General features: G+C 58.5%; 5 protein-coding genes. 4 read left to right on the forward strand and 1 reads right to left on the reverse strand.

Going from position 1 to position 4,323, the window contains the following annotated elements:
• Window positions 1–655, reverse strand: a 655-nt coding sequence (locus HT737_RS16985; protein ID WP_182403370.1) for an agmatine deiminase family protein, incomplete at its 3' end; no start/stop codon positions are given.
• Between the two features lie 562 nt (window positions 656–1,217).
• Between HT737_RS16985 and HT737_RS16990 the strand changes: the two genes are divergently transcribed.
• From HT737_RS16990 to HT737_RS17005, 4 genes are read left to right on the forward strand one after another with little or no spacing between them, the layout of a single operon-like run.
• On the forward strand, window positions 1,218–1,883 hold the full coding sequence (locus tag HT737_RS16990) for an amino acid ABC transporter permease (protein ID WP_041071136.1): 666 nt from the start codon (window positions 1,218–1,220) through the stop codon (window positions 1,881–1,883).
• Entirely contained in the window at window positions 1,864–2,523 is a 660-nt protein-coding gene (locus HT737_RS16995; protein ID WP_182403372.1) for an amino acid ABC transporter permease, read from the forward strand. The genes HT737_RS16990 and HT737_RS16995 overlap by 20 nt, the downstream gene beginning before the upstream one ends.
• The gene (locus tag HT737_RS17000; RefSeq protein WP_182403373.1) at window positions 2,520–3,302 is read left to right on the forward strand and encodes an amino acid ABC transporter ATP-binding protein; all 783 of its coding nucleotides are present in this window, start codon (window positions 2,520–2,522) and stop codon (window positions 3,300–3,302) included. Before HT737_RS16995 ends, HT737_RS17000 begins: the two co-directional genes overlap by 4 nt.
• Window positions 3,299–4,171, forward strand: coding sequence for a transporter substrate-binding domain-containing protein (locus HT737_RS17005; protein WP_047290787.1), 873 nt, complete (start codon window positions 3,299–3,301; stop codon window positions 4,169–4,171). The genes HT737_RS17000 and HT737_RS17005 overlap by 4 nt, the downstream gene beginning before the upstream one ends.
• Window positions 4,172–4,323 lie beyond the last annotated feature (152 nt).

Below are 4,323 nucleotides of genomic sequence, written 5' to 3' on the forward strand. Positions count from 1 at the left end.
CCACATGGCCGTCGGTTTCGTCGTTGAACAGGCCATCCGGCAACCAGATGATCTTATCCACAGACAGATTGTCGCGCAGCACCGCTTCGATCTCTTCGCGCCCCAGATGCGGATTGCGGTTGTGGTTGAGCAGGCACTCTTCGGTGGTGATCAGCGTGCCTTCACCGTCGACGTGAATCGAACCGCCTTCCAGCACAAAACCTTCGGTGCGATAACGCGGGCTGCGCTCGATTTCGAGGATCTTGCCACCGACCTGCGAATCACGGTTCCACGGCGAATACAGACCGCCTTCAAACCCGCCCCAGGCATTGAAATCCCAGTTCACACCGCGCACTTCGCCGCTGTTGTTGATGACGAAAGTCGGGCCGCTGTCGCGCACCCAGGCGTCATCGCTGGACATCTCGACCACCCGAATGTTTGGTACATCGAGGCGTGCACGAGCGTTCTCGTACTGACCGGCCGACACCGCAACCGTCACCGGTTCGAACCGCGCGATGGCTTTCGCCACGGCCGCATGCGCGGCTTGCGCCGGCTTGCCACCCAGGCGCCAGTTGTCCGGACGCTCGGGCCAGATCATCCAGGTCTGGGTCTGCGGCGCCCACTCGGCCGGCATGTAGAAGCCATCGTCACGCGGGGTACTTTTCAAGGTGGTCATCGGATCAGGACTCCTGGGAACCGTCGAGGGGGTTGCGAATCAATGGCGACTTTATAACCGATAAATATCGGCATTAAAAGCTAACAACCAACCGAGCATCGAAAATACAACAACAATTATCGATATAAATCCGAATCCCTGTAGGAGCTGCCGCAGGCTGCGATCTTTTGATCTTGATGTGTGGTAACTCAGGCCACCTGAGCCTTCAACGCCCGGCGCAACGCCACGAGCAATTTCACGATGTCCTGCGGATCCAGTCGCTGCGGCACTTTTACGTCCATGTTGTCTTCCTTGTAATGGTTTGGCCGGGGGAGTCTGGCCAAAAGCTGTTCGTCCTTGGAGGGCTTTCAGGCAAAAAAGATCCTTCCTACAGCGCAAGGGAAAATAGCCTTCTTATTCCTTCCCGGCAAACCCACAGGGTAGTTTTTTGGGTGATATCAATATGCTTTAATGGTATTTAAATTCTTGTTTTTATACCTATAAAGTCAGCACCTGCCGGACAGTTACCCGCTGTCCATGGACTGCATGACCGTCGCTTACCGAGCGACGTCCAGGATGCTTCATGACTTTCGACTACGCCTTTATCCTCAGTACCCTGCCGGCCTTTCTCAAGGCCGTGGGCGTGACGCTGCAAGTCGGGTTCATTGCCATCGGCACGTCGCTGCTGGTGGCCCTGCTCAATGCGACGATTCTGGTGTTCCGCACGCCTTACCTGCAACGCGCCGTCGGCCTGTATGTGGAGTTGGCGCGCAACACGCCGCTGCTGATTCAACTGTTCTTCGTCTACTTCGCCTTGCCGGCGCTGGGGATCAAGGTTTCCGGATTCACCGCAGCGATCATTACCATGACTTTCCTTGGCGGTGCCTACCTCACCGAGGTATTGCGCGCCGGCATCGATGCGGTGCCGCAGGCGCAACTGGAATCGGGGCGCTCCATCGGCCTGTCCCACGGCCAGTTGCTGCGCTACGTGATCCTGCCGCAGGCAGGGATTCTCAGCCTGCCGTCGCTGTTCGCCAATTTCATTTTCCTGCTCAAGGAAACCACCGTGGTCTCGGCGGTGGCGGTGCCGGAAATCCTCTACACCACCAAGAGCTACATCGCGCTCTACTACAAGACCTACGAAATGCTCGCCGTGCTGACGCTGATCTGCGTGCTGTTGTTCTTGCCGCTGTCGCTGTTGCTCAGCCGTCTGGAAAGGAGGCTCCAGCATGGCCAGTTCGGGTCTTGAACTGCTCTGGGTGTCGTTGCCACAAGTGGCAAAAGGCGCCGGGCAAACCTTGTCGATTTCGTTCCTGAGCATCGCCATCAGCACCGTTGGCGGTGTGCTCTACGGCGTATTGCGCACGCTCAACGTGAGGTGGCTGAACGCGATCCTGCGGGTCTATCTGGAACTGTTCCGGGCGATCCCGGTGCTGGTCTGGTTGTACCTGCTGTTTTTCGGCCTGCCGATTTTCTTCGGCCTGAGCCTGCCGAGCTTCTGGTGCGCGGTGCTGGTGCTGTCGCTGTGGGGTGCCAGCGAGGTCGGCGAAGTGGCGCGCGGTGCATTGCATTCATTGCCGCGCGGGCAGCGTGAAGCGGGAATGTCGATTGGTCTGAATGCGGCGCAACTGTACGGCTACGTGTTGCTGCCGCAGGCGCTGAAACGCATGACGCCGCCGACCATCAATGTCTACACACGGATCATCAAGACCAGTTCGCTGGCGGTGCTGATTGGCGTGGTCGATGTGATCAAGGTCGGCCAGCAGATCATCGAGCGCACTTACGAATCGGTGCTGATCTACGGCGCGCTGTTCCTGTTTTTCTTTTTTATCTGCTACCCGCTGTCGGCCGCCTCGCGCGTGCTGGAGCGGCGCTGGACGCAAGCATGAGCGCATTGATCGAGTTTCAGGGTTTCAACAAATTCTACGGCGAGCAACAGGTGCTCAAGGGCATCGACCTGCGCGTGCGCAGCGGCGAAGTGATCGTCATTCTCGGCCCCAGCGGTTGTGGCAAAAGCACGTTGCTGCGTTGCCTCAACGGCCTGGAAGAAGCGCACAGCGGCAGCCTGAAATTTGTCGGTCGTGAACTGTTGGACAAAGCCACCGACTGGCGCGAAGTGCGCCAACAGATCGGCATGGTGTTCCAGAGTTATCACCTGTTTCCGCACATGAGCGTGCTCGACAATTTATTGCTTGGCCCGCTCAAGGTGCAAAAGCTTCAGCGCCGTGAAGCGCAGCAGCAAGCCGAAGCGCTGCTCGAACGCGTGGGCCTGGCGGACAAGCGCGATGCCTTCCCGCGCCAGCTCTCCGGCGGCCAGCAGCAACGCATCGCCATCGTCCGTTCGTTGTGCATGAACCCACGGGTCATGCTGTTCGATGAAGTCACCGCCGCCCTTGATCCGGAGATGGTCAAGGAAGTGCTGCAAGTGATTCAGGGCCTGGCCTGCGAGGGCATGACCCTGCTGATTGTCACCCACGAAATGGCCTTCGCCCGCGCGGTGGCCGACCGCATCGTGTTCATGGATGCCGGGCGCATCCTTGAACAGAACCCGCCCGAGATTTTCTTTACGAACCCGCAAACCGCACGCGCGCAGCAGTTCCTGGAGAAGTTCTCCTTCGTTGCAACACTGCCAAAAACGAATCCGACAAAGGAACTGGAACTGTTATGAAAACTGCCGCTTTTTTACTGCCCCTGCTCAGCCTTGCCTTGCTTGCCGGTTGCAGCAAAACCGAAGAACCGGCCAAGCCGAAAGTCGCCAGCGAAAGCACCGCGCCAGCCGGTTACCTGGACAAGATCAAGGCTCGCGACAAACTGATCGTCGGCGTGTTCACCGACAAGCCACCGTTCGGTTTCGTCGATGAGGCCGGGCGCTACGTCGGTTTCGACACCGACATCGGCCGGCGTTTCGCCAAGGATCTGCTCGGTGACGAGAACAAAGTCGAGTTTGTTGCTGTGGAGCCGGCGAGCCGCATTCCGTTCCTGCAGAGCGACAAGGTCGACCTGATCCTCGCCAACATGACCGTGACTCCGGAGCGCAAGGAGGCGGTGGAATTCACCAACCCGAACCTCAAGGTTGCGGTGCAGGCATTGGTGCCGCAAAGCAGTGCGGTGAAAAAACTGGATGACCTGGCCAGCCGCACCACCATCGTCACCACCGGGACTACCGCCGATATCTGGCTGACCAGGAACCACCCGGACTGGAAACTGCTGAAGTTCGAGAAAAACTCCGAGTCGTTGCAAGCCCTGGCCAATGGCCGTGGCGATGCCTACGCGCAGGACAATCTGGTGCTGTTCAGCTGGGCCAAACAGAACCCGGGCTACCGTGTGCTGGAGGAAAAACTCGGCGCCGAAGCACCGATTGCCCCGGCGGTGAAGAAGGGTAATGTCGAGCTGCGTGACTGGGTGAACAGCGAACTGGCGAAGCTGGGTGAAGAGAAGTACCTGCTCAAGCTATACGACCAATACGTGCGCAAAGAGCTGAGCGATGACACCCGGCCTGAGAGTGTGATTGTCGAGGGTGGCAAGTGGCAGGGTTGATTAATTAAGGCGCAAAAGATCGCAGCCTGCGGCAGCTCCTACATGGACAGCGCCTGTCGCCCTATCACGCGCGAAGCGAAACCTGTAGGAGCTGCGCAGGCTGCGATCTTTTCGCTTTCAATCCGGCCAGTTCCACGCCGGCTCATCCAATA

It is taken from the genome of Pseudomonas sp. MD195_PC81_125, from assembly GCF_014060985.1.
Classification (GTDB): Bacteria; Pseudomonadota; Gammaproteobacteria; order Pseudomonadales; family Pseudomonadaceae; genus Aquipseudomonas; species Aquipseudomonas parakoreensis.